Genomic DNA, 6,000 nt, shown 5'->3' on the forward strand with positions numbered 1-6,000 from the left:
GTACCCGTCCGCACCCGGTGCTGAAACCATGGTCCGATCTGGACCATCCGAGAACGGCGGCGGCGTTAGGGTCGTCGCATGACCTCGACGGCGGCCCCCTCCGCGACCTCCGGCACGGATCTCCTGCTGCGACTGGCCGCGACGGCGTCGACGCTGCTCGGGCTGATGCTGGCCGGGGTGGGCCTGTACGTGCTGCCGTGGGCGGTGGGAGACGGGCAGGCGCTGCTCGGGTACGAGGTGATCGGTTACCTCAACGCCCACACCTACGACTTCGACGGCTCGCCCTCGCTGGCGCTGTACTACGTCTCGATGGGCACGTTCGTTTTCCTGGGGGTGTCGGCGCTGCTGAGCCTGACCACCGGCTCCCGTTCGCGGAGCGGCCGGATCGCGGCCGCGTCGTTCGCGCTGCTCGCCGTGCTGCTGCTCGCCGCGGCCGCGTGGGGCCTGTTCGCCTCGGCGGACCCGCAGTCGTCCCGCGACGACTACGACTTCGCCCTGGTCGGCACGATCATGGTGGTGGTCGCTGTGGTCGTGCTGGCCGACGTGATCGCGCTGGCGGCCGGCGCGGTGCGGGTGCACCACGGGTTCGCGCTGGTATTCCTGGTCACCACGGCGGCGCTGCACACCTTCGTCCTGCTGTCCCTGCGGATCGACCCGGGCAGCATGTTCGAGCTGAAGATGTTCGCGTGGGTTCCGGTCGCCGGATATCTGCTCGCGGCGGCGGGGGTCGCGACCGGGCTGGTGGCACGTCTGCGTCTGCCGTGATGCGCGGGCCTCCGACCAGGCCCGTCACTCCACTTTCGATCGTGGCGACAAAACTTTGCGTTGACGCATTGGAAAGTATGGACACCTCGATGAAAAGTCCCTAGTGTGTCCGTCACGGCTCCACAATGTTTCGTCGATGTAACCGGCGGCGCGGTTACCCCCCAAGCCCACCCCGGCATCAGGCGCGACGGCGCGCGCCCTGCCTGGCATACCCCCAGTCAGGAAGGGTTGGACGGTCATGTCCATAAGACATCCACGTAGGCACATCACTCTATGGCGTGCGGTCGCGGCCGCGCTGCTGATGACCGGCTCGGCCCTGACGGCGGTGGCCACCACGACCGTCCCCGCGGCCGCGCACACCATCGACCCGACCAAGTTCCAGCAGATCGAGATGGCCCGCGGCGTCGCCGAGATGGGCGAGCCGATGTCGCTGGCCGTGCTGCCGGACCTGTCTGTGCTGCACACCGCCCGTAACGGCACCCTGCGCCGCACCTCGGCGGCCGGAACCACCTCCGTCGTCGGCACCATCCCCGTGTACCAGCACGACGAGGAGGGTCTGCAGGGCGTCGGCGTCGACCCAGGGTTCGCCACGAACCGCTACATCTACCTCTACTTCGCCCCGCCGCTGTCCACCCCGACGGGCGACGCGCCCGCGACGGGCACGAGCTGGACGCAGTGGCAGGGCGTCAACCGGCTGGCCCGGTTCACCCTCAACGCCGACTTCACGGTGAACATGGGCAGCCAGGTCAACGTGCTGGACGTGCCCGCCGACCGGGGCCTGTGCTGCCACGTCGGCGGTGACATCGACTTCGACGCCGCGGGCAACCTCTACCTGTCCACCGGTGACGACTCGAACCCGTTCTCGTCCGACGGCTACGCGCCGCTCGACGAGCGCACCGACCGCAACCCGGCCTACGACGCGCAGCGCTCCGCGGGCAACACCAACGACCTGCGCGGCAAGATCCTGCGCATCAAGGTCAACGCCAATGGGACGTACTCGATCCCGTCGGGCAACCTGTTCGCGCCCGGCACGGCGCAGACCCGCGCCGAGATCTACGCGATGGGCTTCCGCAACCCGTTCCGGATGAGTGTCGACAAGGCTACCGGCGTCGTGTACGTCGGCGACTACGGCCCGGACGCGGGCACCACCAACGCCAACCGGGGTCCGAGCGGGCAGGTCGAGTTCAACCGGATCACGTCGGCGGGCAACTACGGCTGGCCGTACTGCACCGGTGCCAACACCAGCACCGAGACCTACAACGAGTGGAACTTCGCGACCGCGTCCACCGGGCCGAAGTTCAACTGCACCGGCGGCCCGACGAACAACTCGTTCCGCAACACGGGCCTGTCCACCCTGCCCCCGGCCCGTGCGGCCTGGATCAAGTACGGCGGTGACAGCGGCACGCCGACCGAGTTCGGCGGCGGCTCCGAGTCCCCGATGGGCGGCCCGGTCTACCGGTACAACGCCTCGTCGACCTCGACCGTGAAGTTCCCGCAGGACATGGACGGGCAGTTCTTCGCCACCGAGTTCGGCCGCGGCTGGATCAAGCCGATCCACGTCAACGCCGACGGCTCGCGTGGCACGATCGACGCGTTCCCGTGGACCGGCAAGCAGGTCATGGACTCCGCGTTCGGCCCGGACGGCGCGCTGTACGTGCTCGACTACGGCACCGGCTACTTCAACGGCGACGCCAACTCGGCGCTGTACCGCTTCGAGTACATCGGCACCGGTAACCGCGCTCCGATCGCCAACGCGACCGCGACGCCGACGTCGGGCGCGGCCCCGCTGGTGGTGCAGTTCTCCTCGGCCGGTTCGTCCGATCCGGAGGGCGGCGCGCTGACCTACTCGTGGGCGTTCGGCGACGGCACCACCTCCACGGCCGCCAACCCGAGCAAGACCTACACGACCAACGGCACGTACACCGCGACGCTGACGGTGCGCGACCCGCAGGGCGCGACCGGCGGCGACTCGGTCGTCGTCACGGTCGGCAACACCCCGCCCGCGGTGACCATCAACAGCCCCGGCAACGGGCAGCTGTTCGCCTTCGGGGACACGGTCAGCTACTCGCTGACGGTGACCGACGCCGGTGACGGCACCATCGACTGCGCGCGGGTCAAGCTGACCTACGTGCTCGGCCACGACCAGCACGGGCACCAGATCACCTCGAAGACCGGCTGCTCGGGCACGATCACCATCCCGGTCGACGGCGAGCACGACGACGCCGCGAACATCTTCGCGATCTTCGACGCGGAGTACACCGACAACCAGGGCCTGACCACGCACACGCAGCACACGCTGCAGCCGCGGCACCGGCAGGCCGAGCACTTCGGCACCTCGTCGGGCGTCAACACGTTCACCAAGGCGACCGCCGAGGGCGGCAAGACCGTCGGTGACATCAACAACGGGGACTGGATCTCGTTCACGCCGTACCGGCTGAGCAACGCGACCGGCTTCACCGCCCGGGTGTCCTCCGGCGGGGTGGGTGGCACGCTGCAGATCCGGGCCGGGTCGGCCACCGGCACCGTACTCGGCTCGGCCACCGTCCCGGTGACCGGCGGCTGGGAGACCTTCGCGACGGTGACCGGCACGATCACCAACCCGCCGAACACCACCAGCCCGCTGTTCCTGACCTTCAGCGGCGGCACCGGGGCGCTGTTCGACCTGGACTCGTTCACGTTCACCACGGCCGCGGGCGTAGGCCCGGTCAGGGGCCTGGCGGGCAAGTGCCTGGACGTGCGCAGCGGGGCCACGGCCGACGGCACGCAGATCCAGATCTACACCTGCAACGGCACCGGTTCGCAGACCTGGACGCGTAACGGCCAGACCCTGCGGGCATTCGGCAAGTGTCTGGACATCGCCGGCGGCGCCAGCGCCGACGGCACCAAGATCCAGCTGTACACCTGCAACGGCTCGGGCGCGCAGAACTGGACCTACCAGGCGTCCGACCAGACGCTGCGCAACCCGCAGACGGCCAAGTGCCTGGACGTGTCGGGCAACAACTCCGCCGACAGCACCATCGTCCACCTGTGGACGTGCACCGCGAACGCCGCGAACCAGAAGTGGACCCTGCCCTGATCGACCCGGTCCGGGCGGGCAGCCCCGCCCGCCCGGACCGTTCCCGTCCGTGAAAGGAGCACCACCGTGCGTATCCTCCGACCCGTGCTCGGCCTGGCAGCCGCCGCGCTGACCGTGGTGGCCATGACCGCCACCCCGGCGACGGCCGCCGACGCCCCGTACGACGTGCTGGTCTTCTCCAAGACCGCCGGCTTCCGGCACGACTCCATCGCCGTGGGCACCCAGGCCATCCGGGACCTGGGCGCGGCCAACAACTTCACCGTCACCGCCACCGAGGACGCGTCCCAGTTCAACGCGAGCAACCTGGCCCAGTACGAGGCCGTGGTCTTCCTCAACACCACCGGCGACGTGCTCGACGCCACCCAGCAGACGGCGTTCGAGAACTACATCCGCTCCGGCAAGGGCTACGTCGGCGTGCACGCCGCGTCCGACACCGAGTACTCGTGGCCCTGGTACGGCAACCTGGTCGGCGCGTGGTTCGCCTCGCACCCGGCGATCCAGCAGGCCAACGTCAAGGTCGAGGACCGCGGTCACGCCGCGACCGGGCACCTGCCGCAGACCTGGACCCGCACCGACGAGTGGTACAACTACCAGACCAACGCCCGGTCCACCGCGAAGGTGCTGGCCACCCTGGACGAGTCGTCGTACAGCGGAGGCGGCATGGGCGCCGACCACCCGCACGCCTGGTGCAAGGCGTACGACGGCGGCCGCTCCTTCTACACCGGCGGCGGCCACACCCAGGCCTCCTACAGCGAGGCGAACTTCCGCAACCACCTGCTCGGCGGCATCCGGTACGCGTCCGGGCGCAGCAAGGCCGACTGCCGCCCCGAGACCGGCTACTCGCCGATCTTCAACGGCTCGACCACGGGCTGGTCGCAGGCCGGGCCGGGCAGCCTGACCAACTCCGACGCCACCCTGACCACGGTCGGCGGCATGGGCCTGTACTGGTACAGCGCCAAGCAGTACACCTCGTATTCGCTGAAGCTGGACTGGAAGCTCACCGGCGACTCGAACTCGGGCGTGTTCATCGGCTTCCCGCCGTCGACCGACCCGTGGTCGGCGGTCAACAACGGCTACGAGATCCAGATCGACGCCACCGACGCCGCCGACCGCACCACCGGCTCGGTGTACACGTTCCAGTCGGCCAACATCGCGGCCCGTGACGCGGCGCTCAACGCCGCGGGCGAGTGGAACACCTACGAGCTGCTGGTCGAGGGCGAGCGCCTGCGCATCTACCTCAACGGCGTGCTGATCAACGACTTCACCAACACCAACCCGGTCCGCAGCCTGGCCGGCCACATCGGCATCCAGAACCACGGCGCGGGCGACACCGCCGCGTTCCGCAACATCCGGATCAAGGAGCTCGGCACGACGCCGATCGGCGACGTGACCGTGCAGGCCGAGTCGTTCAGCAGCCAGAGCGGCGTGCAGGCGTTCACCAAGGCGGGCGCGAACAACGGCCAGACGCTGGGCTACATCGAGCCGGGCGACTGGGCGGCGTACAACGGCGTGAACGTCGGCGGTGCGACCACGTTCCGGGCGCGCGTCGTGTCCGGCGGCGCGGGCGGCGGCATCCAGGTGCGCACCGGGTCCACGACCGGGCCGATCCTCGGCACGGTGGCGGTCCCCAACACGGGCGGCTGGAGCACGTACGCCAACGTGCAGACCACGCTGACCGGGGTGCCCGCGGGCAACCAGAACGTGTACCTGACGTTCACCGGGACCGGGACCGGCCTGTTCGACGTCGACGACTTCACCTTCGTGAAGACGGCCACGCCGGGCGTCGGGCCGATCAAGGGCCTGGCCGGCAAGTGCCTGGACGTGCGCAGCAGCGGCACCGCCGACGGCACGCAGATCCAGATCTACACCTGCAACAGCTCCACGGCCCAGACCTGGACCGTGAACGGGCAGACGCTGCGGGCATTGGGCAAGTGCCTGGACATCTCCGGCGGCGGCAGCGCCAACGGCACCAAGATCCAGCTGTGGACCTGCAACGGCTCGGGCGCGCAGAACTGGACCTACCAGTCCTCGGACCAGACCCTGCGCAACCCGCAGTCGGGCAAGTGCCTGGACGTGTCGGGCAGCAACTCCGCCGACAGCACCATCGTCCACCTGTGGACGTGCACCGCGGGCGCGGCCAACCAGAAGTGGACCCTGCC

Annotated in this window: 3 protein-coding genes; all 3 read left to right on the forward strand. The window is 69.5% G+C overall.

Annotation, left to right across the window (positions count from 1 at the left end; all coding sequences use genetic code 11):
* The first annotated feature begins 78 nt into the window (after positions 1-78).
* Positions 79-765 carry a hypothetical protein gene (locus F9C41_RS40235; protein ID WP_155392110.1) on the forward strand — a complete coding sequence of 229 codons (687 nt, stop codon included), beginning with the start codon at positions 79-81 and terminating at the stop codon, positions 763-765.
* A gap of 238 nt (positions 766-1,003) precedes the next feature.
* Positions 1,004-3,841 carry a PQQ-dependent sugar dehydrogenase gene (locus tag F9C41_RS40240; RefSeq protein WP_155392111.1) on the forward strand — a complete coding sequence of 946 codons (2,838 nt, stop codon included), beginning with the start codon at positions 1,004-1,006 and terminating at the stop codon, positions 3,839-3,841.
* A 123-nt stretch (positions 3,842-3,964) separates the two neighbouring features.
* The coding region (locus tag F9C41_RS40245) for a ThuA domain-containing protein (protein ID WP_196280168.1) at positions 3,965-6,000 on the forward strand (2,036 nt) is incomplete at its 3' end.

This window comes from Catellatospora paridis, from assembly GCF_009720365.1.
Taxonomy (GTDB): domain Bacteria; phylum Actinomycetota; class Actinomycetes; order Mycobacteriales; family Micromonosporaceae; genus Catellatospora; species Catellatospora paridis.